25 protein-coding genes are annotated in these 19,918 nt (G+C 41.5%); 6 read left to right on the forward strand and 19 right to left on the reverse strand.

Features of this window, described 5'->3' with window-relative positions:
• Positions 1-24: 24 nt before the first annotated feature.
• The gene (locus NDN60_RS04720) at positions 25-576 is read right to left on the reverse strand and encodes a hypothetical protein (protein ID WP_147658294.1); all 552 of its coding nucleotides are present in this window, start codon (positions 574-576) and stop codon (positions 25-27) included.
• A 208-nt stretch (positions 577-784) separates the two neighbouring features.
• Between NDN60_RS04720 and NDN60_RS04725 the strand changes: the two genes are divergently transcribed.
• A complete protein-coding gene (locus tag NDN60_RS04725; protein ID WP_011375006.1) occupies positions 785-1,024 on the forward strand; it encodes a cytochrome b5 domain-containing protein in 240 nt (79 codons plus the stop codon).
• 65 nt (positions 1,025-1,089) lie between these two features.
• On the opposite strand, the gene NDN60_RS04730 is transcribed toward NDN60_RS04725, so the two are convergent.
• Entirely contained in the window at positions 1,090-2,103 is a 1,014-nt protein-coding gene (locus tag NDN60_RS04730) for a YeiH family protein (protein ID WP_025016377.1), read from the reverse strand.
• A 106-nt stretch (positions 2,104-2,209) separates the two neighbouring features.
• Here NDN60_RS04730 and NDN60_RS04735 point away from each other — a divergent pair, with 106 nt between their 5' ends.
• Together NDN60_RS04735 and NDN60_RS04740 are read left to right on the forward strand one after the other, a co-directional pair.
• Positions 2,210-3,040: a LysR family transcriptional regulator gene (locus NDN60_RS04735; protein WP_231952368.1), complete on the forward strand. Its 831-nt coding sequence runs from the start codon at positions 2,210-2,212 to the stop codon at positions 3,038-3,040.
• Positions 3,041-3,052: 12 nt separating this feature from the next.
• Positions 3,053-4,369, forward strand: coding sequence for an MATE family efflux transporter (locus tag NDN60_RS04740; RefSeq protein WP_099947700.1), 1,317 nt, complete (start codon positions 3,053-3,055; stop codon positions 4,367-4,369).
• Positions 4,370-4,422: 53 nt separating this feature from the next.
• On the opposite strand, the gene NDN60_RS04745 is transcribed toward NDN60_RS04740, so the two are convergent.
• Complete coding sequence (locus tag NDN60_RS04745; RefSeq protein WP_076981506.1) at positions 4,423-5,265, reverse strand: alpha/beta hydrolase; 843 nt, start codon at positions 5,263-5,265, stop codon at positions 4,423-4,425.
• Between the two features lie 15 nt (positions 5,266-5,280).
• Entirely contained in the window at positions 5,281-6,180 is a 900-nt protein-coding gene (locus tag NDN60_RS04750) for an RluA family pseudouridine synthase (RefSeq protein ID WP_099947701.1), read from the reverse strand.
• Positions 6,181-6,328: 148 nt separating this feature from the next.
• Between NDN60_RS04750 and NDN60_RS04755 the strand changes: the two genes are divergently transcribed.
• Both NDN60_RS04755 and NDN60_RS04760 read left to right on the forward strand, forming a co-directional pair.
• Positions 6,329-6,886, forward strand: a complete 558-nt coding sequence (locus NDN60_RS04755) for an NADPH-dependent FMN reductase (RefSeq protein WP_011375012.1) — start codon at positions 6,329-6,331, stop codon at positions 6,884-6,886.
• A gap of 193 nt (positions 6,887-7,079) precedes the next feature.
• Complete coding sequence (locus NDN60_RS04760) at positions 7,080-7,382, forward strand: hypothetical protein (protein WP_099947404.1); 303 nt, start codon at positions 7,080-7,082, stop codon at positions 7,380-7,382.
• A 62-nt stretch (positions 7,383-7,444) separates the two neighbouring features.
• Here the strand turns inward: NDN60_RS04760 and NDN60_RS04765 are convergent, their stop codons facing one another.
• From NDN60_RS04765 to miaA, 8 genes are all read right to left on the reverse strand, one after another.
• Complete coding sequence (locus NDN60_RS04765) at positions 7,445-7,621, reverse strand: hypothetical protein (protein WP_011375014.1); 177 nt, start codon at positions 7,619-7,621, stop codon at positions 7,445-7,447.
• Entirely contained in the window at positions 7,621-8,319 is a 699-nt protein-coding gene (locus NDN60_RS04770; RefSeq protein ID WP_099947702.1) for an NAD(P)H-dependent oxidoreductase, read from the reverse strand. The genes NDN60_RS04765 and NDN60_RS04770 overlap by 1 nt, the downstream gene beginning before the upstream one ends.
• A 59-nt stretch (positions 8,320-8,378) precedes the next feature.
• Complete coding sequence (gene glnA, locus NDN60_RS04775; RefSeq protein ID WP_016265390.1) at positions 8,379-9,722, reverse strand: type I glutamate--ammonia ligase; 1,344 nt, start codon at positions 9,720-9,722, stop codon at positions 8,379-8,381.
• 15 nt (positions 9,723-9,737) lie between these two features.
• Entirely contained in the window at positions 9,738-10,109 is a 372-nt protein-coding gene (locus NDN60_RS04780) for a MerR family transcriptional regulator (RefSeq protein WP_011375017.1), read from the reverse strand.
• A 123-nt stretch (positions 10,110-10,232) separates the two neighbouring features.
• Entirely contained in the window at positions 10,233-10,778 is a 546-nt protein-coding gene (locus NDN60_RS04785) for a DNA-3-methyladenine glycosylase I (protein WP_056947164.1), read from the reverse strand.
• On the reverse strand, positions 10,772-11,635 hold the full coding sequence (locus NDN60_RS04790; protein WP_056947167.1) for a helix-turn-helix domain-containing protein: 864 nt from the start codon (positions 11,633-11,635) through the stop codon (positions 10,772-10,774). Before NDN60_RS04790 ends, NDN60_RS04785 begins: the two co-directional genes overlap by 7 nt.
• A 168-nt stretch (positions 11,636-11,803) precedes the next feature.
• On the reverse strand, positions 11,804-13,060 hold the full coding sequence (locus NDN60_RS04795) for a methionine gamma-lyase family protein (protein ID WP_016265392.1): 1,257 nt from the start codon (positions 13,058-13,060) through the stop codon (positions 11,804-11,806).
• 19 nt (positions 13,061-13,079) lie between these two features.
• Positions 13,080-14,012 carry a tRNA (adenosine(37)-N6)-dimethylallyltransferase MiaA gene (gene miaA / locus NDN60_RS04800; protein ID WP_016265393.1) on the reverse strand — a complete coding sequence of 311 codons (933 nt, stop codon included), beginning with the start codon at positions 14,010-14,012 and terminating at the stop codon, positions 13,080-13,082.
• 98 nt (positions 14,013-14,110) lie between these two features.
• Here miaA and NDN60_RS04805 point away from each other — a divergent pair, with 98 nt between their 5' ends.
• Positions 14,111-14,290 carry a DUF3042 family protein gene (locus NDN60_RS04805; RefSeq protein ID WP_016265394.1) on the forward strand — a complete coding sequence of 60 codons (180 nt, stop codon included), beginning with the start codon at positions 14,111-14,113 and terminating at the stop codon, positions 14,288-14,290.
• 244 nt (positions 14,291-14,534) lie between these two features.
• Here the strand turns inward: NDN60_RS04805 and NDN60_RS04810 are convergent, their stop codons facing one another.
• From NDN60_RS04810 to NDN60_RS04840, 7 genes are all read right to left on the reverse strand, one after another.
• On the reverse strand, positions 14,535-14,948 hold the full coding sequence (locus NDN60_RS04810) for a rhodanese-like domain-containing protein (RefSeq protein WP_011375023.1): 414 nt from the start codon (positions 14,946-14,948) through the stop codon (positions 14,535-14,537).
• A 24-nt stretch (positions 14,949-14,972) separates the two neighbouring features.
• Positions 14,973-15,944, reverse strand: a complete 972-nt coding sequence (locus NDN60_RS04815; RefSeq protein WP_016265395.1) for an ROK family glucokinase — start codon at positions 15,942-15,944, stop codon at positions 14,973-14,975.
• Positions 15,941-16,174, reverse strand: coding sequence for a YqgQ family protein (locus NDN60_RS04820; protein ID WP_011375025.1), 234 nt, complete (start codon positions 16,172-16,174; stop codon positions 15,941-15,943). The genes NDN60_RS04815 and NDN60_RS04820 overlap by 4 nt, the downstream gene beginning before the upstream one ends.
• A gap of 32 nt (positions 16,175-16,206) precedes the next feature.
• On the reverse strand, positions 16,207-16,872 hold the full coding sequence (locus tag NDN60_RS04825) for a rhomboid family intramembrane serine protease (RefSeq protein WP_016265396.1): 666 nt from the start codon (positions 16,870-16,872) through the stop codon (positions 16,207-16,209).
• A gap of 12 nt (positions 16,873-16,884) precedes the next feature.
• Positions 16,885-17,427, reverse strand: a complete 543-nt coding sequence (locus NDN60_RS04830; protein ID WP_025016005.1) for a 5-formyltetrahydrofolate cyclo-ligase — start codon at positions 17,425-17,427, stop codon at positions 16,885-16,887.
• 58 nt (positions 17,428-17,485) lie between these two features.
• The gene (gene rpmG, locus NDN60_RS04835; protein ID WP_011375028.1) at positions 17,486-17,635 is read right to left on the reverse strand and encodes a 50S ribosomal protein L33; all 150 of its coding nucleotides are present in this window, start codon (positions 17,633-17,635) and stop codon (positions 17,486-17,488) included.
• Positions 17,636-17,743: 108 nt separating this feature from the next.
• Positions 17,744-19,843, reverse strand: coding sequence for a peptidoglycan D,D-transpeptidase FtsI family protein (locus tag NDN60_RS04840; protein WP_025016006.1), 2,100 nt, complete (start codon positions 19,841-19,843; stop codon positions 17,744-17,746).
• Between the last annotated feature and the right edge of the window lie 75 nt (positions 19,844-19,918).

The following is a 19,918-nucleotide window of genomic DNA, read 5'->3' on the forward strand; positions in this document are numbered from 1 at the left end:
CTTGAACTAATTAATCAACGACCATTAAAAATACATCATCAACAGACTGCCATTGAAAGATTCCGGGCTTGTTCGGATTAAACTTGTAATTTGCCACTTAATTAGAATATTAATCGGTTTATCCTCTGCTGCTGTCAGAGCCTTGCCTCCTTGTTGTTTACGATAATCATAACTAATTGGTGGCTGTTGATGGGATAAATCATATTCAGTCGCGTAAGTGACTTCCACAACTTGCTGAATGTTAATCACAATTTTAGCTGTCTGCTTATCAATTGTGTAGGTCCCTTGCTCTACAAACTTGGCATAATAACCATCTGTTGCAGTAATATCTTGTCTGAACGTCCCATCTGCTTTAAACGCCATTAAATACTCGTAGCTTGGGTCCGTCTTCGTACCAGCCCCTTGATAACTACCCGCAAAGTTCTGTCCAATAATCTTAATCCGACCATTTTTAGTAGTAGGTGACACGACATGTTGCTCTATTTTTTTTGCATGCTTAGTGTTGTCCTGACACCCTACTAGTCCCACCGTTAGTAGTAAGAAAGCACCCATTAGTACCTTGTTTTTAACTCTCACCTTTATTCCCCCAATAAAGTATTTTTACATTTTACTAATCATGTGATTAGTTTAACGCATTAATTTTCTTAATATTAACATGGTCCGCCTAACGATGAAAACTATTTCTTAGTGGACTGTCAGATTTAACTATGCCGCGCACAACTTAATTGTTGCCAAATCTTCGCGAAAACGTTATAGTTATGCTAATATTTAGGGGGTTTTTATAATGACTGATAAAATTTTTACAAAAGAAACACTCGCACAATATAACGGTCAAGATGGCCAACCAAGTTACGTTGCTGTTGAAGGTATCGTCTATGACCTATCCGCAATGGGACCTTGGGAAGGTGGCAAACATTTTAAAGGCTTGAGAGCTGGACAAGACTTAACAGAAGCCTTCGCAAACTCACACCACACACCTAAACGACTTCAAAATCTCCCTCAAATGGGCCGCTATGAAGGTTAACAATGACTTTCATCAAAAAAACACCATCAATTCTGGGCAATTGCGTCCACATTGATGGTGTTTTTTTAGAATAAGATCGTAATTAATAAAATAGCAGCAGCAACTTGGAAAACGACTAACCCGCCGGCATAAAATAACAATTGTTTGCCTTGATTAAATAGTGTTTTTAAGTTTAACCGTAAGCCGATTGCGGCTAAGGCGGTCATTTCACACCACGTACTCAAGAAATGGCAGATTGTTCCGAATTGACCTGGGAAAAGATGTAGGCTGTTGATCACACAAAAGATTAAAAAGCCTAAAACGTACCAAGGTACTAAGCTACTCTTTTTAGCTAATAGTTGTTGGCTTAACTTCGTATCGGTTGCTTGGCTTTGTTTCTTCTGATGTAAATAACCAAAACCCGTCACTACAAAGACTAAACAGATAATTCGCAAGATTTTAAATAAGGTTGCTGTGACGACAGTGCCTTGATTAATCATGGTGGCACTGGCGACCACTTGACCCACAGATTGCACCGTACCACCAATTAAAATCCCTCGAGCAAGATTATCATGGCCCCATAACAGTGTCCCTAAAACTGGCAGTGCCAACATCAAGATTGTCCCCATGAGATTGACCATTGTGATGGCAATCCCAGTATCTTCATTATCCGCATCAATCACGGGCGCAATCGCCCCGATTGCTGAAGAACCGCAGACCGCATTCCCACCGGCCATCAATAAGTACGTGCCTTCGCTAAAGCGCAAGCGCCGGCCCAACCAGATGGCAAAGCCAATTGTTAAGCTCATCTGCAAGACCGTTAGAACAACCCCTTGCCAGCCAATTTTTTGAATACTTTGGAATGTGATTGTCGCGCCTAATAACATCACCGAATATTCCAAGAGTCTTTTTTCAGAAAATTTTGTGCCCGCGGCTAAGCCCGGTTGTTTTAACCAGGTATTGCCTAAAATAATGCCAACAAATAACGCGATGGTTGCACCACCTAACATTGGTAACCATAATTGTGCAATATAGTAGCTTCCAATCGCGATGACCAATGATACAATAAAGCCAGGTAATTTCTTAATCAATGATTGCATTTTACTCGCTCCCTCTCAAATCAATAAGTTAACTATACCGAAACTCTTTCAATTAATAAAATAAATCTTTATAATAGTTGTTATTAATAATTTTAATGGAAGTGGTATGATGTTTAAAACGCTCGAAATTTTCAAGACGGTTTATGAAACTAAAAATTTTACGACTGCGGCCCAACTCCTTTTCCTGTCGCAACCAACCGTTTCAGTGCAAATCAAACAACTTGAAGAGTCGCTCGATGTTGTTTTATTCGAACGCAATGGTCGCCAGCAAATCGTGCCCACCAAACAGGCGGATTTATTCTACGAGCAATGCCAGCAATTACTGGATTTATGGCACCAAGATCTCCATCAACTACAACATCAAGAAAGGCAGGCTAAAATCCCCTGCCGGATTGCTGCTTCACACACCACGGCGGCCTACTTCTTACCGGCATTACTTAGTCGCCACCGTGATGCTTTAGATGCTTTAGAGATTGAAATCTGCACGTTAAATTCCTCGCAGATTATCGAACAGTTATCGCAACACAAATTGGACTTTGGCTTTATCGAAAAACCATTAACGGAAAAAGATATCGTTCGCACGCCGCTACAAACGGATCAATTAGTTTTAGCCGGTCAACCAACCGAACCGTGGCTCTTACGTGAAAATGGTTCCGGCGTCTATCATTACACGATGAATTATTTGAAGGAAAATAATTTAACGCTCGATAACGTGATGACGGTTAAAAGTAATGCCATTATCGTCCAATTATTACGACAAGGATTAGGTCAATCATTGATTTCAAGTGCCGCATTACTTGATTATCCAGAGATTCCCTACCGACCGCTTTCCAAACAGTACCAACGCCAATTTTACCTGGTTAATCGCAAGGGTTTACCCCAACCAATCCAGGATTTCGTCGCGACATTACTGGCGACCCCACTACCAATTGAATAGGAGTGTTCCACTTTGACAAACTCACCACAGATTAAAAAAGAACTGACTGGTTACATCATTCGTGATGTTTTCAGTTCACTCGGCCTTTCCATCTATATTCTGGCCGATACCTACTTCATCGCTTATGCGGTCGGCCCAATTGGCTTGGCCGCGCTCAATATCGATTTACCCCTTTTCAACCTTTTTAATGGCTTAGGATTGATGCTCGGTATTGGTGGCGCAACAATTTTCTCAATTAACAAGGTTAACCATCCCGAAAAGAGTCAGGCGATTTTCACTGAAGTCCTCTCCTTCGGCATTTTATTGGGACTAATCATCATGAGTCTCGGTTTGATTTTTATCCATCCACTCCTCCATCTACTCGGTGCCAATCATGAAACGCTCGGGCCTAGCTTGGCTTACCTACGCGTTATTTTAATTGGGAGCCCACTCTTTATTCTCAATAACTTAGTCCTCAGTTTCGTACGAAATGATAGCAATCCACATCTAACCATGATTGCGACCCTTTCTCAAAGTTTATTCGTGATTATTTTTGACTACTTATTGATGTTCCCACTACACATGGGCATGATGGGGGCGGCTCTTGCAACGATTTGTTCACCGCTCGTCAGCCTTTTGATTTTAACGCGACACCGTCATCACCCAGACCGTTTACTCACCCTCAAAAAACTGACATTAAACTTCAAACCAACGTTTAAAGCTGTTCAACTGGGCTTTCCTTCTTTCTTAACCGAAATGAGTACCGGCGTTAGCATTTTCGTCTTCAACATCGTTATTTTGCATTTAGCCGATAACTACACCGTCGCAGCTTACGGCATTATTGCTAATATCTTACTTGTCGGTTTATCGTTATTTAACGGTGTTGCCGTTGGGGTCCAACCAATCGTCAGCCGTGAATTTGGTAAACGAAACTGGCATAACGTTAAAACTAGTTTAAGAATCGGTTTGTTATCAGCACTCGGGATCGCAACTGGTCTGTATCTAGTCCTGCTTGGATTTAAAGAACCGATCATCGCCATTTTCAACCATGATCACAATCAATTACTCGTTCATTACGCGGCCGCCGGTATTCCGTTGATTTTCATCAGCTTTTTCTTCTCAAGTATGAATATCGTCAACAACCTATTTATGACGGCCATTGCCCAACCACGACTATCATTTTTCGTCGCGATTATGCGCGGGTATGTCCTCTTGATTGGGAGCGTCTTATTATTATCAGCCTTGTTTGGCCTAACGGGTGTCTGGCTCAGTGTGCCGCTCACCGAATTAGTGGTCTTAATCGGCGGCTTCTTCATCACACACAGCTTATTGAACACGCTTGGTGAATAATCTAAAAAGGGTAAGGACAAAAGTTATTTTTGTCCCTACCCTTTTTCAATATTCTATTTTAATTTTGCACTCAGTGGTTTCTGCGGATCGACCGGTTGTTGCACAATTAGTTCCTCAATCAAATAAACAATCGTTTCATTTTCCGGTAAACTTGTGTGTTTGGCATCATTACCACTCACAAACATCGACATGTAATGGGCAATTTGATTTTGGAAGACTTCCCGACCTGCCGCAACGCTAGAAGCTGGGACAATGCCATCATCCCCACCAGTCGTTGTGCCACCAACGGAATAGACAACCATTTTTTTAGAAAGGTGTTCTTTTTGAGATTTTAAATCCGTTAACATTGGGCTTTCATCTTTGATGCTGGCATTTAACCCATTATAGGGTGTGCCAATCGTTAATAAACGGCTTAATTGCGCCTCTTTAGGATAGCGTTCTGCATACCGCGTTAATACTAACCCGCCGTTAGAATAGCCGACACCGTTAAATTTCTTAAAATGGTATTGCTTAGTTAGCTGTTGCATTGCCTTTTCAAACCATTCAGTTTGCTTAAAGACATTCTCGTCTCCGTCATTATTGTTTTCAAAACTGACCACAATTAAAGGGACTTTATCGCGCCAAACAATCTGGCCCTTCGTTTTGACTTGACCATCCGCCATCACTTCCACTTTAAGAATACTATGTTGGCGATAATGTTGGTTAACTGTTTTAAAAAGTTGATCGAACCGATCATTAGTGCCACCACTGCCGGGTACAAAAACAATCGGTTGGCGATCCGCTTTTTGCGGGCTAACCAGGCCTTGAACCGCAACTCTAGTGGTACCCAGTGTCCCAATTACCCCACCAAGGACTAAACAAAAAACACAAATCAATACTATTCTTAATTTTCGCATCCTGAAACTTCTTTCTTACAGCTTGTCATTAATTTTAGTTGGTAAAATCATTTGAATATCCGCTGGAATCGGCGCTGTAAACTGTCTTTTCTGTTGACTGAACGGATCATTAAAGGTTAATTGGTACGCATGTAATGCTTGGCGGTCAATCCCCCAATCAAGTGGGCCTTCATAAAGCTGATCGCCGACTAACGGATGATCTAAATCACTCAAGTGAACACGAATTTGATGTGTTCGGCCGGTGTGAATCTGAACTTTTAAAACGGTTAAACGTTCATCTTGCGCTAAGCGCCAATAATCGGTCCAAGCACTTTGTCCGTCAGTAATGACCCGTCGACGTGGTTCATCCCCAACACGGCCAATCGGTGCTTTAATCGTCCCCAATTCAGGGAGCCCAGTCCCCGCAACAACCGCTAGATAAAACTTTTGTAGTTGATGTTGTTCAATCTGCGGTTGAAGTAAACTTTGGGCCACTTGGTGTTTAGCCGCTAACACAATCCCACTTGTATCAAAATCAAGGCGCGTAATAATATGGGGTACTAAATCGGTCGCCCCATTTTGTTGCCAGTAACCTTTAATCCGGTTCAACAACGTATCTGTCGTATTAGTTGGTCCAGGGATTGTTGCCAGGCCAGCCGGTTTGTTCACGACTAACCAGTAGTCATCCTCATAGAGCACTTCAATCGGTACTCCACTGACCGCGACCGTTTCGTCGGCTGGTTCTGCAGGTAATGTCAGACTGACCTGATCGCCATTTTGAACTTGGTCAGCGGGACTGCTTAACCGATTATTTAAGCGAACCGGTAGACCCTGCGCCTTAATTTTGGCATATAGGCGCTGACTAATCCCATTTTTTAGAAGGAACTGTTTCATTGTTTGTGATTGTTGTGTGGCGACTTGCCATTTAATTTCCATCACTTGTTAACCTGCTTTCGAAAACTCTTACGTTTATTATACTTGTAATACCCATTTAAATTCAATCCGCTAACCCTTTTAGTTGCCAAAATGTGGCGGAATTCGCTATGCTAGAAGTGTAGTCAATTCAATATTGGAGGTTACATCTATGACAAAAAATGTAGCAGTTTTAATTGGTAGTTTACGTAAGGATTCATTTAGTAAGGCAATTGCCAAACAATTGATGCCGTTATTCCCAGAAGACATGCACTTAGAGGTAATTGAAATTGGTGATCTCCCACTTTACAATCAAGACTATGATGATCTTGATCAAGTACCCGAAGCCTACACGACTTTCAGAAATAAAATGCAACAAATGGACGCCGTATTATTCGTCACACCTGAATATAACCGCTCCGTACCAGCCGTCTTAAAAAATGCTTTAGACGTTGGTTCACGGCCTTATGGTGCGAGTGTCTGGGATAACAAGCCTGCTGAAATCGTCAGCGTTTCACCAGGTGCCATTAGCGGTTTTGGCGCTAACCATCATTTACGCCAATCACTCGTTTTCCTAAACATGCCAACAGTTCAACAACCCGAAGCTTACATCGGTAATGTAATGAATCTATTAGACGACAATGGCCAAGTTGCTAATCCAGATACAATCGCCTTCTTCCAAGTGATTGTTGATGCATTTGTTACATTGATTAACCGTTATATTGACTAAAATCATAATTAATTCAACCGTCGATCAGTTTTCGACGGTTTTTTTGTTCGTTTAAAATAAATTTAGTTTTAATTCAAACGATTCGTATGCTATACTAACTAATGAATTTATGTCATTTTAGATACATTTTATTCATTTTTGTATCTATTAAGATATAAAAACTAATATACTTATTTTGGGGGAAATTTTTATCATGGCAAAGAAACAATATTCATTAACATTAATCGGCCTGGGCCTAGCGGTATTAGGTTTCGTTTTTTCGTTTCTAGCAGATTCTGAATTGGGACTCATCATACCATCACTACTTGAAATTGCAGGATTCGTTTTATCAATTATTGGAACGGTTAAGAAGGATCACAAAAAATTAGCGATTACCGGCATTGTAGTAACTAGTTTATTACTTTTGATTTTCATACTAGAATCTGTTGCTAATAACGAAATTGAAAAGGACCAATATCAACAAGAACATCCCATTTCATCTTTAATGCAACAATAAATAGCCAATCAAAAAGCCCTTCTAAAATCAGATTTCGATTTTAGAGGGGCTTTTTCTAATCATTACCACTTAGTCGCATTCCAGATACGGCCGTCCAGTTCACCCTGACGTTGTTCAATCCGAGTTGCTAATGCTTGATTGAGTTCTGCGAGCGCTTCATAGAAAGCTTGATCCTCATACGTGGTTGCTTGTTGTTTGAGCATTTGAATTTGTTGGTTTAACCATTCTTCATTTGTCATTAACCTTCGCCTTCTTCCTGGCGAATCAGTTGCACTTGCCAACCTAAATCAGTTAACAATTCACCTTGTTCTGTCAACTGATCAGCCAATAACGCAAGCTGCTGCTGCTGCTCTGAATCAGTCGCAGCCGATTGGCGTTGTCGCAACTGCTGTTCAAACCACGCCACCTTTTGTTCAAAGTTAAAAGTGGTTTGCGTTAAATACCGCTGATAATCAACTAATAATAATTGGCGGGCTGTTTCAGTTAAATAACTAAATTGATGAATCGCAAATGGTGGTAAGTAGGTCATTCCTAATTTTCGTGCAACCAATTCATATGGCCGTAGAATTTCAGAAAGCGTTGCTTGCTCGCTGCCACCAGCTTGAAAATGTTTACCAGCAATCCCTGTCGAGACAACAACCCCCAACGATTTCCCTTGTAGAGGCATCCGCCCGCTAAATGCAAATTCACCAGTTAAAACAGTATCTAACCACGTTTTGAGACTAGCCGGTGCAGCATACCAATAGAGCGGAAATTGGAAAATGATCCGCTCATGGTCACGTAATAAAGCTTGCTCTGCGGCGACATCCAGCTGTTGAATGGTTGCTAAATCGTGCAAAGTCACTTCATCTTGAAACGGCATCGCACTCGCCTTCAGAAAATTCTGAACAAGCGAATTAGCCATCTCAGGATGACTGACAATCACTAATGTTTTCATACACTGCCAACTTTCTATTTCTAAAAGTTCATTGTACAAAAATTAGCTTCAAATTGCGACTAATAGAGTTCCAAATATTGCTCACGTTCCCATTCAGAAACTTGTTGACGATAAGCTGCCCATTCTAATGACTTAGAATCCATGAAACTTTGATAGAGATAAGTACCCATTGAATCCTTAATAATATCATCTTTAGCTAGTTCTTTAAGTGCATTGTGCAAGGTTGATGGTAAATCAGTAATATGATTTTCCTTCCGTTCTGTTTCATCCATGCTGTAAATGTTACGATCAACACCGGCTTCTGGTGAAAGGCCTTGTTCTAACCCTGATAAACCAGCTGCTAAGATTGAACTGATTGCAAGATATGGGTTTGCACTGGGGTCAACACTCCGCAATTCAAGACGCGTTGATAAACCACGTGATTGTGGTACTCGGATTAATGGTGAACGGTTATGGCCTGACCAAGCCACATAAACGGGTGCTTCAAAGCCAGGTACCAAGCGTTTGTATGAATTAACAGTTGGATTGTTGATGGCCGTAATCGCACGAGCATGGCGTAATAAGCCTGCTAAGAAGTGATAGGCTGTTTCTGATAATTGTTCTTTGCCATTTTCATCGAAGAAGGCGTTTGTCCCATCTTGGTTGAATAATGACATGTTGATGTGCATCCCTGAGCCATTGACACCGTGTAATGGTTTTGGCATAAAGGTTGCGTGAAGCCCATGTTTACGGGCAATTGTTTTAACGACTAATTTGAAGGTTTGAATATTATCGGCTGCATCGACTGCATCGGCATACTTGAAATCAATTTCATGTTGGCCAGGTGCAACTTCATGATGACTGGCTTCAACTTCAAAGCCCATCTTTTCAAGTTCCAAAACGATATCCCGACGACAGTTTTCGCCCAAATCAACAGGGGCAAAATCGAAATAGCCACCTTGATCGTTTAATTTTAAGGTTGGTTTGCCAATTTCATCTAATTTAAAGAGGAAGAATTCTGGTTCAGGCCCGATGTTAAAATCTTTGAAGCCTTTATCTTGCATTTCGCGAACCATTTTTTTCAAGTTATTGCGAGGATCACCTAAGAATGGTTCCCCATCAGCAGTGTAAACGGAACAGATTAAACGGGCTACTTTGCCATGTTCAGCTTCCCATGGGAAAATCAACCAAGTACTTAAATCAGGACGCAAATACATATCACTTTCTTCAATTCGAACAAAACCGTCGATTGAAGAACCATCAAACATCATTTTGTTACTTAAAACTTTGTCTAATTGACTGATTGGGACTTCCACATTCTTGATAATCCCATTAATATCCGTAAACATTAATCTTAAGAACTTAACGTTTTCTTGATCCACTAATTGCTTGATTGCTTCTGCTGTCAACATTTTTCGTGCCATTAATCTAGTCGCCCCTTAATATAATTTAGATGATTGTGAAATAGATGGTCGTTGTCCTACTAATCCGCCGACCGAAAGCATTTCTTCCGCTAACAATTGACGGGCCTTGGTATCGGTCAGATGCCGCTGTTGCATTTTTTGTGCTTGCTTGCGGTAGATCTGGCGAATTTGAACCATCGTGGCGCCTTCTGCTAAGTAATCCTTAATCTCTAATAAGCGATCAACATCATTCAGCGAAAATAACCGTTGGTGCCCCGGCGTACGTTCAGGCAAAACAAGTTCTTGACTCTCATAGTAACGGATTTGACGCGCCGTTTGACCGGTTAACTTCATCACCGTTCCAATCGGTAAAACCGCTAAATTTCGTCTTAATTGCTTTTCAGCCATCTATTTCACCTCACTTGCGTTTTATCTTACCAGTCGACTTCTTACCGGTCAACATTTCATGTTAGGTTTTCTGACATGAATGCCATAAAAAAAGGTAAACCGTTTTGGTTTACCTTTTAAAAGCTATTTTTCATCAATCAACTGGATTAAACCGCCCGCAAGCATAAATAAATGCGTAACGACGGGTCCCACAAATTTAAAGCCCCGTTTCTTTAAGTCTTTGGCAAGTCGGGCACTAATTGGCGCTGATTTATCGGAGACCCCAGCCATTTGTGAATCAAGTAATTGAGGTTGATTGTCAACAAACGCCCACAAGTACGCTGAGAAACTACTGAACTCATCCTGCACTTTTTGAATCGCCCGCGCATTCTGGATGGTGGCGCGAATCTTTCTTGTATTGTGAATCATATCCGGTGCTTCTTGAAGTCGTTCAACATCAAATTCATCAAATTGTGCAACCCGATCAATCACCATTCCCGCCATTTGTTGCCGTAAAATTGGAATTTTACTAGCGGCTACTTTCCAACTTAAACCCACCTGGAAAACACCAACCGTTAAGAGTTCAAACCAAATTTGATCATCATCAGTTGGCGTCCCAAAATAGCAATGATAAGCTTGAACGCCATCTGTCGCTATTTTAAAATCATTTTTCGTTGTCTCATCTACCATCGATAAACCGCCTGTCCTGCACTTTCTGTTGGAAAGCCCACTTTCTTCGCTAATTCGCTGTAATGCGTTTCTAAATAATCGTAACACGCTGTCGTGTCATGGGCCATGAAAAACGGTAGTACCCCCATCGAATCATCAAATTGAATGTGTTCCTCTTGCGCATAGGCCTTCAAGACTTTTGCCAACTGATAAAAGTCTTGATTGGTTACATAATATGGCACTAAGGATTGTTTTGTATCAATAGTGACAATGGCGCGATAAGCGTGACCGATACCTGGTAGTCCCCCAACCCCCGCTGTTGGTCCAGCAGTTTGGAAGACTGCATAATGAACAGCACGAATTGCCGTTGTTGCCAATTGCTTAACCATCTTCGTGGCCATCACTTTTAAATAATCCGTCTGTTTCAAACTGATTTGATGTGGTGCTAACGTTATTAAATAAGGCGTCCGTGTTTGCCGCCAATGTGTCGGCATCGTTTGCCCGTCCCTGATAACAGCGACATCTGTCAACGTTTCACTAAACTGTTGCCTTAAGTCAACATAGTACCGCTCTGGTTTTTGGATAAGCTGTCCCAAAGCGGATAACGGCACTGTTTCTTCCGTTTCAGATAAATGCCAATGCTGTCGTAATCGCGTTAACAGCGAACCTGATTTGGTAACTGTTTCAACGTCTAACAGCTCGTTCAAGCTCACGTTATAAAGTTGTGCAAGTCCGACTAATAAGTTCAAATCCGGTACACTTTTGTCGGTTTCCCACTTAGAAATAACTTGGCGTGAAACATTAAGTTTATCCGCAAGCGTCTGTTGTGAATACCCCGCACCTAATCGAAATTGTTTTAAGCGCTGACCAATTAACATCTAACCACCTCCAAGACCTACCGTAGCGAAAACCGCCTTTTTTCACCAGCAACAATCTGAAGCAATGGTTAAATCAGACCGCTACGATTCGTTGCACCCTTATCATACCACGCTTTACATACAAAAAAAGCGGTGAATCAAACGTCAATTTGATTCACCGCTACCTGTTTATTTTTCAAAGAATGTTGTTTGCACTGCCCGACTAATGGCGAGTTTAACGTGCGCATAAGTTAAACCACCTTGTAAATAAAGCGTGTAAGGTGCCCGCAATGGTCCGTCAGCTGAAAATTCGATGCTGGCGCCTTGAATAAAGGTGCCGGCAGCCATCACGATTTGATCTTCGTATCCGGCAAAGTCACTTGGAATTGGCGTGACGAAAGAATCGATTGGTGATTGTGCTTGTACACAACCCGCAAACTTAACCATGTCATCAGGGTTACCAAAGTTAACTGTTTGAATTAAATCGGTTCTAGGGGCATCCCATTTTGGCGAAACGTTCAAGCCCATTTGTTCCAAAAGCGCTGCTTCAAAAACAGCCCCTTTGATGGCATTTCCTGTAACACTTGGCGCTAAGAAAAAGCCTTCGAACATTAATTGTAAGTTACCTTGTGTGGCCCCTTCACTGGCACCAACACCTGGCACCGTTAAGCGATAACCAATCATTTCAATCAAGCGTTCTGGCCCAACAATGTAACCACCTGTTTGGGCAATCCCACCACCAGCATTTTTAATCAATGAACCGGCCATGACATCCGCGCCGACTTCCGTTGGTTCGATTGTTTCTGAGAATTCGCCGTAAGCATTATCAACGAAGACAATCAATTCGGGATTAATCCCCTTGATAAAACGCACCATCTCTTCAATTTTAGCAACCGTAAAACTATCGCGATCGGCATAACCACGTGAACGTTGAATCGCAACGACTTTCGTTTTAGCCGTGATCTTCGTCTTAGCTGTTTCAAAATCGACCAAGCCATCTGCCAATAATGGCACGTAATCAAAGCCAATTTGATATTCCTTCATCGAACCAATACCGTTACCGGCCATCCCGACAACTTCTTGGAGCGTATCGTAAGGTTCTCCGGTCAGATAGAGCAAATCATCTCCAGGGCGTAACATGCCCAATAAAGCTGTTCCAATCGCATGTGTGCCAGAAACCAGTTGTGGCCGAACAAGGGCGTCTTCGGTCTTAAAAAAGCGACTATAGACCGCTTCTAACTTATCACGTCCTTGGTCATCGTTCCCATAACCCGTTGTTCCATTTAAATGTGATTCTGAAATATTTTCTTCTTGAAAGGCTTGCAGAACCTTTGCTTGATTATTAATGATTTGTTCATCTAAGGCTTGAAGCCGTGGCGCAATTTGAGCGTTAACAGCTTCAATTTTGGCCCGTAATTCTGGTGCTAACGAATCTTGCCAATTCATATTATTCACTCCGTTTCCACTATTTCTGTAACCAGGTTTGGATATCTGCTTGGATGCGTGCTAAGTCTGCTTCTTGATGCTCGACTAGATTATACCAGTTAACAGGAATTTGGTTTCTAAACCACGTTAATTGCCGTTTTGCATAATGGCGCGAGTTTTGCTTCACTTGCTCGATTGCTGCTTCTAGTGAACACTCACCATCAAAGTACGGGAAGAATTCCTTATAACCAATGCCGCGAACTGCTTGCGGACTTGTTGCACGGCGTTCATAAGCCCATCTTGCTTCTTCAATTAATCCGGCGTCCACCATTTGGTCAACACGCTGGTTAATCCGCTCGTACAAGACAGGACGCTCGCAATTCAAGCCAATAATAAAGGTATCATAGCGCAACTCCTTAGGCTTTTGTTGCGAGAATAAAACACCCGTTGTTTCATAAACTTCTAACGCCCGAATAACGCGACGCGTATTGGCCGCTGGAATTTTTGCCGCAGCATCTGGATCAATCTTAGCCAGCGCCTGCCATAAATCAGTTTCTGAATGCTGTTCTAAGTATGCTTGCCATTTATTGCGAATACTGAAATCCTGTTCAGCATCCGTTGCACTTCCCAGCGTCATATCATACAACAAAGCTTGCAAATAAAGACCTGTCCCACCAACAATCAACGGTAGATGTTGACGGTCAGTAATTTTTGTAATCAACTGTTGGCCTTGTTGTTGAAAGTCAAAAGCCGTGAAACGTTCATCAATATCAGCGACATCGATTAAATGATGCGGCGCAATGGCTTGTTCTGCCGGCGTTACTTTGGCCGTACCGATATCAAGATGACGGTAAACTTGCATCGCGTCTCCAGAAATAATTTCGCCCTTCAACTGTTGTGCCACTTGTAGGCTAAGTGCCGTCTTACCAACACCCGTAGGCCCTACAATGACAATTATCTTTTCTTTTTTCATTATTTCACCACACTAATTAACGTATTTTACTAGCTATTCGCGCCTAAATACGCGATAATGAACATATAGTTTGAATGAATGATTGAGGAGGTTTTACGATGAAACATAAATTTTTTAAAGGTTTCGTAATCGGGACTGTTTCTACTGTTGGTGCGATTGCCGGTTCACTCTTTGCATTTAAGAAAACCGTGTTAGATCCTATCGAAGAAGAAGAAAATAAAATCGAAGAAAATCGTCGTCGCGCTAACCGTAAGAGCCATTCAGCTCACCAAGGCTAAGCGATTAAAGATGATCACAAGACGCTGCCCTACTTTTGTAGATGGCGTCTTTTTTTGTGCTGAAACGTGCTTTTCAAAGCTGCCTCCTGTGCTTTGCTACGTACCGCAAACAATCGACTAGCGTCGTTTATTCACGATACTAGGCAAATGCTCAGAGTCAAATCGCTTTGAAAAGCACTCTTTTTCATATAAAAACCCAAAAGTCTGCTGTTTTTCACTGGCGACTTTTGGGTCTTTTTTTAATCTACTTTTTACGTTTTGTTTTTCCTGTCCAGTTGTTAAAACCTTTTTGGAGCCATTTAACGTTCGTAAAACCTGCTTTGCGAAGTTTTAATGCTGCACGAACGCTTAATGTAATGCCTGTATCATAGAGGTAGACCGGCAAATCCATTCGTAATTCACCCATGTTTTGTTTCAACATTGGGTAAGGAATGCTCCGAGCACCTAAGATATGGCCAGCATCGAAATCCTTGCGTTCACGCAAATCAACGATTTGGGCTTTACGCATGTTTTCTTCAAATGCCTTTTCAGTCAGTTCGCCGCCTAGACGCTTACGTTGGATTTTATAGTAAACCCACACGCCAATTATCCATAACAAAATAGCGATCAAGATAATATTAACAACAAACATTGGATTAATTGTCCCGATTACAAACATCTACAAAACTTCCTTTTTAACAGATTATTGTTGGTCAAATTGTAAAGCTAATGAAGCAGCACCGATAACACCGGCAACGTTACCTAAGTTAGCTAAACGAACCTTCGTTGTTTGCTTAACATTTGGGAATGTAAATTCTTCAAAGTAAGCTTCAACTTGTTTACGTAAGAATTCACCAGCAGCTGAAACACCACCACCGATAACGATGTAGGCTGGGTTCAACATGTTACCAACGTTAGCTAAAGCTAAACCAAGGTAGTATGACACGCGGTCAACCACTTTGACAGCCAAAGGATCTGATTCCTTAGCCAAGTCGAAAACAAGTTTTGAACTGATTTGTTCGCCATCATCTAACATTGTCTTCAATTTTGAATTACCAGCATATTCTTCAGCCATGTCACGCGCAACACGCACAACACCTGTTGCTGAAGCATAAGTTTCTAAACAACCTTTTTTACCACAAGTACATTCGTAACCGCGTGGTTCAACAGTCACGTGACCTAATTCACCGGCAGAACCAGCAACACCGTGTAGTAAATGACCATCAGCAACGATCCCGCCACCGACACCAGTACCAAGTGTCACGAAAGCAACGTCAGGTTGGTTTTCACCAGCACCCTTCCAACGTTCGCCTAAAGCGGCTACATTGGCATCATTATCAACTGCTAGTTTCATATGTGTGCCAGCTTCAATATCGCGACGTAAGTATTGCGTTACTTTCCAGTTTAAGTTGAAGGCACCAATAACAGTACCTTCTTCACTGTTAACACTACCAGGTGTTCCCATACCGATTCCGATGAAATCTTCTGGTGTCATGTTGTATAAATCTAAATGATGATTAATCGATTCAACGATATCGGGCACAATGTGGCTACCTTCATCTAAAATATCTGTATCGATACTCCAACGTTGTTGAATGTCGCCATCCACTGTCATAATTGCAAATTTAGCCGTTGTACCACCTAAGTCAACGCCGATTAACTTCTTGTCTGTCATTTAAACTTTTCCTCCAATAATTCATGATTGAATGTTTGTTTTTCTTCCAACCGATGTTCATGTACTAGCACCATCTTAGCGTCGCGATACACTTTACCATCGATTAAACCAGCATCGTAGACATGACGTAACTCGATACTCGTTAGCTCAATATCCCAAAGTCGCTTACCAACATGGACATAAACACCAAATTGTTTTAAAAGTTGTTGTACATCATAAAGTGTTCTCATCAACTTCACCTATCATATTATACCTAAATTTATTAACGATTCATACCCAAGTAGACAAATAAAATGAGGGTAATGACGTAAATTAACCCACTAACCACACGGTTTAGCGGGTTAATTTTCCCGATACGTGGTGCGCCAAGTGCCATACTACTTAAAAAGCCACCTAAAATACCGCCAACCATCCCGTACATCGCATTGCGATTAACGACAAATTGTAATCCGGCTGTTAAAAATAGGAATAACCAATACTGGCGCGCAATCTGACCAAAAACTGGATTATCTTTGAACGCATCACCAAGCATTAAAAAACCACCAAAAATCCCAAGAACGGCTAAGCCCGCTGTAATCGTTTGCGAACCTGTTCCTAAGAAAAGGCCTTGTGTGATTAAACTTGCTAAACTACTGAGTATATAGATTGCTAATAAGCGCCAATGACCAATTAATGATTCTAATTGGCTCCCGACAAAATATAAAATAACACAATCCATTAAGAGACTTAAAAAACTAATATGGTTAATTGAAGCCATTAAAAATGGGACAACCCCACCTGCCAGCAAGCCTTGCACCGACGTAATTCCCTGCGCCCAAATCATTGGTGCAACAAACATTAACCCAAAATAAAGGACGTTCATGATAATCAAAGCATAAGCGACAAATGGTATTTCTCGCCAATCTTTGGTAGTATGATTTACTTTCATCTCTTCTCCTTCTTAAGCCGTAATAATGTGCTTTAGTTTAACATCAAATTGATCAACTGACCAATCAGGCACCTTCACTTGTTGTGGCTTTAAAGCGAGTGCAACATTGTTCATCTGATGCGCTGCCAGATAGCGATCATAATACCCACCACCAAAACCAACACGCCAACCGTCTAGACTAAAGACAACCCCTGGCACAATCATTAAGTCCGGCACAATTGGCTCACCAGTTATCTGCGGCTCTAAGACGTCAAAATGACTTCTCTCAAGGACCGTTGTTGGTGTCAACTCATAAAAGGCCATCTGACGCTTAGGCAAGGTTCTGGGCACTACAATCCGTTTACCAGCCGCTTGTGCAGCCTCAATAATCGGTTGCGTTGCGACTTCAATCGGTTGATTAAGCGTCATTCCAATCACGGTTGCGGATTGAAAAGCCGCACTGTCAATTAATTTTTGTAACAAGATTGCTTCTTGTTGTTGCTTGTTAGCGGGTTGTTGGGCTAAACGCTGTAACGCTGCCAAACCCTGTTGTCGGACTTGTTGCTTAGTTTGCACGAAGACCCCTCCTAACAAAAAAAGCCCGGGCAAGCGCCCCGGCTTTTTTTATGCGTCACTATTTAGTTTCGCGGTGTAAAGTTACTTTGCGTTCGCGTGGGCAATATTTCTTTAATTCCAAGCGATCTGGATTGTTACGTTTATTTTTGTTTGATAAGTAACTACGTTCGTGACATTCTGTACATTCCATTGTAATGTGAACACGCATTGATATAGCCTCCAAGCTGTAAGTAAATTTCTAAAAAACTGTTTAATTCTTAGACTCTTAGTATCATACCATTTTTTCTAGTATCTGAAAAGGTTAATTCGCAATATTTCATTTTGAAATATTATTTAATTTGTAGTAATCGGTAATCATTTCACGCGCCAACAAGGTATTGTAGTGCCCTTCATCGGATGTCAAGTTAGGGAAAACAATCGCGATGGCGACTTGTGGATCATTATATGGGGCGAACCCAACAAGACTTGATGTGACGGTTTCCACTTGCTTGCTGTTTGAATCATTAGGATCTTCACGTGCAAATGATTGCGCCGTCCCTGTTTTAGCGCCAAAGGTTGGTTTGATATCTTTCAAGGTGTGCGCTGTCCCCCAAGCATTAGTCCCGTTGACAACGTTGTACATCCCTTCTTTAACAACATTAAAGTACGATTTTGGTGCGTTAATCGTGTTCAAGACCGTTGGACTAGTCTTAGATTCGAGTTTACCTAGATTTCCATCCGTCCCTGTTTGTTGAATGGAATCCACCAAATAAGGTTTCATCCGGTTACCACCGTTGGCAATTGCTGAAATATATTGTGCCAATTGAATCAAGGTATAGGCATCGTAGTTCCCGTAGGATAAATCCAGTGCGGAACCCACGGCTGTACTCCCATCATCCGTTAAAGTTGGTCCTTCAATCCCTTTTGCTTCACCTGGTAAATCGATACCTGTTTTTTGACCTAAACCAAATTGATTGAAGTAACCCCGCATTTTTGTAAAGATATCCGGTGAAATCTTGATGCTCTTATTGGGAATGTACTCAGCTTTCCCTTCGCGCAATGCTAATTGCATCATGTAAATATTGGAAGAAACTTCCAAAGCCGATTGTGCTGATAATGACCCGAAAGTCCCCACTGGGTAAACAGATTTCTTAACTGGGGTACTTGGTAAATAAATTGGCGTATCCGGCAAGGTATTATTACTTGGTGAAATAACACCGTCCATCATCCCACCCATCACTGTGGCCCCTTTGACAGCAGAACCCATGACGAAGGTGCGATTGATAACCCCTAGCGCGTCATCGCTGGCTTGCTTAGTAGTACGGTCGTTTTGTTCACCAGCCATCGCTAAAATCGCACCGGTTTTTGGATTCATCGCAACCGCGTAAGCACCGTCAGAGTAAGTCGTTGCGCCAGCAGCGACTGCTTTGGCATAGATTTTCTTCAAGGCTGCTTCCACTTTTGTTTGGTAGGCTTGATCGATGGTTAAGTTTAAATTACTTCCTTTTTGGCCCTTGAAGAGCACTTTGCTTGAGAGAATTTGGTTGTTATTACCAACTTCCACTTGGGTTTGTGATTTAGAGCCATGCAAAATACTTTCGTATTGCTTTTCTAAATAACTGGTCCCAACCCGGTCGTTTCGTGAATAGCCTTGGGCTAATAACGAATTGATACCGTCTTCTGGTAATCCTTGTTCTTCTGTTGAAACATGCCCGATAATACTGCGCATTGAATCACCGTTAGGATATGAGCGTTCCCAATCGGTCCCGACATTGATCCCAGGTAAACTGGTTAAATGTTCACTAATTTCAGCAATTTCTTTATCCGTTACATTGTCATTCTTGATGTAAACTGTTGAGAGTTGATAAGCACCACTCATGATTTTAAAAATCGCTGCGGCTTGTTTTTGTTTATCTGATAAGCCAGTAAATGACTTTTCAACAAGATCAATTGTTGATTGATAAACCGTCTTATCCGGAATTTTAGAACCATCAGCCGCTACTTTTTTAGATTTTGGTAGGCGAGCATTCCATTTTTTAAGATTCTTCGGATTGCTGAGGTAATAATCAATCTGATCACGTTCCGTCAACGTATCCAACTTATCGATGGTTAGATATTTCGTTAACTGATTAGCCTCCGCATACATTTTATCCGCCAAGACGTTCATATTCTTCGTATACGTAATTGCTGATTTAGCACTATTGCCGACCAACACACGCCCCTTGGCATCTAAAACCATCCCCCGAGGGACATTGCCTGTCACGATTTTTTTATCGGTACTATTGACCATCGCCTGATAACTCGCACCATTTAAAACTTGCAAGCGCCCCAATTGAATAATCAAGGCTGCAAATAATGCAAAAACGATAAAAAATAGGAAGTTAAGTCTGAATGGAATATGGGATCTCTCCCGGTTTCTCTTGGTTTTTTTCTTCATAATTTTCACGGACAATCAGTTACTCCTTATTATTAGGCTTTTTGAAAAAGCCTTGCGATTCTTTATTTAAATCTT

Source organism: Latilactobacillus sp. (genome assembly GCF_033176295.1).
Taxonomy (GTDB): domain Bacteria; phylum Bacillota; class Bacilli; order Lactobacillales; family Lactobacillaceae; genus Latilactobacillus; species Latilactobacillus sakei.

What these genes read in the sequence shown, in the direction of transcription:
- NDN60_RS04725 (WP_011375006.1), top strand. Translation starts at nt 785, where the DNA reads ATGACTGATAAAATTTTTACAAAAGAAACACTCGCACAATATAACGGT.
- NDN60_RS04730 (WP_025016377.1), bottom strand. Translation starts at nt 2,103, where the DNA reads ATGCAATCATTGATTAAGAAATTACCTGGCTTTATTGTATCATTGGTC.
- NDN60_RS04735 (WP_231952368.1), top strand. Translation starts at nt 2,210, where the DNA reads ATGATGTTTAAAACGCTCGAAATTTTCAAGACGGTTTATGAAACTAAA.
- NDN60_RS04745 (WP_076981506.1), bottom strand. Translation starts at nt 5,265, where the DNA reads ATGCGAAAATTAAGAATAGTATTGATTTGTGTTTTTTGTTTAGTCCTT.
- NDN60_RS04750 (WP_099947701.1), bottom strand. Translation starts at nt 6,180, where the DNA reads ATGGAAATTAAATGGCAAGTCGCCACACAACAATCACAAACAATGAAA.
- NDN60_RS04755 (WP_011375012.1), top strand. Translation starts at nt 6,329, where the DNA reads ATGACAAAAAATGTAGCAGTTTTAATTGGTAGTTTACGTAAGGATTCA.
- NDN60_RS04760 (WP_099947404.1), top strand. Translation starts at nt 7,080, where the DNA reads ATGGCAAAGAAACAATATTCATTAACATTAATCGGCCTGGGCCTAGCG.
- NDN60_RS04765 (WP_011375014.1), bottom strand. Translation starts at nt 7,621, where the DNA reads ATGACAAATGAAGAATGGTTAAACCAACAAATTCAAATGCTCAAACAA.
- NDN60_RS04770 (WP_099947702.1), bottom strand. Translation starts at nt 8,319, where the DNA reads ATGAAAACATTAGTGATTGTCAGTCATCCTGAGATGGCTAATTCGCTT.
- glnA (WP_016265390.1), bottom strand. Translation starts at nt 9,722, where the DNA reads ATGGCACGAAAAATGTTGACAGCAGAAGCAATCAAGCAATTAGTGGAT.
- NDN60_RS04780 (WP_011375017.1), bottom strand. Translation starts at nt 10,109, where the DNA reads ATGGCTGAAAAGCAATTAAGACGAAATTTAGCGGTTTTACCGATTGGA.
- NDN60_RS04785 (WP_056947164.1), bottom strand. Translation starts at nt 10,778, where the DNA reads ATGGTAGATGAGACAACGAAAAATGATTTTAAAATAGCGACAGATGGC.
- NDN60_RS04790 (WP_056947167.1), bottom strand. Translation starts at nt 11,635, where the DNA reads ATGTTAATTGGTCAGCGCTTAAAACAATTTCGATTAGGTGCGGGGTAT.
- NDN60_RS04795 (WP_016265392.1), bottom strand. Translation starts at nt 13,060, where the DNA reads ATGAATTGGCAAGATTCGTTAGCACCAGAATTACGGGCCAAAATTGAA.
- miaA (WP_016265393.1), bottom strand. Translation starts at nt 14,012, where the DNA reads ATGAAAAAAGAAAAGATAATTGTCATTGTAGGGCCTACGGGTGTTGGT.
- NDN60_RS04805 (WP_016265394.1), top strand. Translation starts at nt 14,111, where the DNA reads ATGAAACATAAATTTTTTAAAGGTTTCGTAATCGGGACTGTTTCTACT.
- NDN60_RS04810 (WP_011375023.1), bottom strand. Translation starts at nt 14,948, where the DNA reads ATGTTTGTAATCGGGACAATTAATCCAATGTTTGTTGTTAATATTATC.
- NDN60_RS04815 (WP_016265395.1), bottom strand. Translation starts at nt 15,944, where the DNA reads ATGACAGACAAGAAGTTAATCGGCGTTGACTTAGGTGGTACAACGGCT.
- NDN60_RS04820 (WP_011375025.1), bottom strand. Translation starts at nt 16,174, where the DNA reads ATGAGAACACTTTATGATGTACAACAACTTTTAAAACAATTTGGTGTT.
- NDN60_RS04825 (WP_016265396.1), bottom strand. Translation starts at nt 16,872, where the DNA reads ATGAAAGTAAATCATACTACCAAAGATTGGCGAGAAATACCATTTGTC.
- rpmG (WP_011375028.1), bottom strand. Translation starts at nt 17,635, where the DNA reads ATGCGTGTTCACATTACAATGGAATGTACAGAATGTCACGAACGTAGT.
- NDN60_RS04840 (WP_025016006.1), bottom strand. Translation starts at nt 19,843, where the DNA reads ATGAAGAAAAAAACCAAGAGAAACCGGGAGAGATCCCATATTCCATTC.